A 1,006-nucleotide genomic window follows, 5' to 3' on the forward strand; every position below is an offset into this window, starting at 1 on the left:
GTAACAGATACAAATGGTGATGGTACTCACATCACCCTGTCCAATGGACTTGATTATGAAACCTCCACCCCTGTGATGGAAGGTGATGAAGTGATCGTCACTGATGATGGTGACGTTCTGGATTCTGACGGTGATGATATTGGTGCTGTGGAGGAATAATTGTGAAAAAGATTATTGCTCTGTCAATTATCATTGCCTCACTCGTTGGTTGTGCTCGTACCCAACCTAATCCAAACATCACAACTGCTCATGCTGGTGACGACACCGCATCCTGTCTGGTTCTCCAATCTGAACTGACCACTGCTAAGAATCAATTAGCAGAAGCTCAGCATGACGGCAATGTACAAGTCGGTGCTAACATTGCCAACACCATTATTGGTGTATTCGATTTAGTCAACCTGTTCTTTATTGATACAGGTAACGGCCACAGTGTTGACGAGCAAAATGCTCAGGCTCGTGTTCAGCACATTCAAGTATTACTGGCAGAGAAAAACTGCCGCTAATCAACATGCAAGTGAGTGTAAGTCTTTGCCCCATATCTTGGGGCAATTTTTTTTAATTAAATAGAGGTGGTTATATGAAACGTATTATTATCGCAGCAGTGCTCATGGCAATGGCTGGTACAGCTATGGCATGTCCGAAAGGTCAACACCCTCATGGCGGCACTGGTAGTCATCATGCAGGTGGTTACTGTTCAGTAGAGCAGTGATCGTAAAGAAGTAGTAAGTAGTAAACATCCGAGTGAAAGTTAGCTAGTGACTGTAAGACTTTGCCCCAGGTGATGGGGCTTTTTTACAACAAACATCAAGCCCATTCAATGAGTGGACTTTATTATTTGTTGTTTCTTTTATTATGTGAATGTAGAGGTACTATCATGGGTTTCCGTTTTCGTAAGTCAGTTAAGATTATGCCTGGTGTAAGGCTTAATTTTAGCAAGTCCGGTATGTCCACCTCAATCGGTGGTAAAGGTGCAACCATGAATTTTAAAAATGGTAAGGTTCGCACC

The 1,006-nt window shown here is 42.7% G+C and carries 2 protein-coding genes; both read left to right on the top strand.

Annotation, left to right across the window (positions count from 1 at the left end; all coding sequences use genetic code 11):
* Positions 1-161: 161 nt before the first annotated feature.
* Positions 162-503 (top strand): hypothetical protein, encoded by a 342-nt coding sequence (locus N1032_RS23820; RefSeq protein ID WP_259542890.1) that lies wholly within the window; start codon positions 162-164, stop codon positions 501-503.
* A 371-nt stretch (positions 504-874) separates the two neighbouring features.
* On the top strand, positions 875-1,006 hold a 132-nt coding region (locus N1032_RS28520), incomplete at its 3' end, for a DUF4236 domain-containing protein (RefSeq protein ID WP_407933078.1).

This window comes from Herbiconiux daphne, assembly GCF_024979295.1.
Taxonomy (GTDB): domain Bacteria; phylum Actinomycetota; class Actinomycetes; order Actinomycetales; family Microbacteriaceae; genus Herbiconiux; species Herbiconiux daphnes.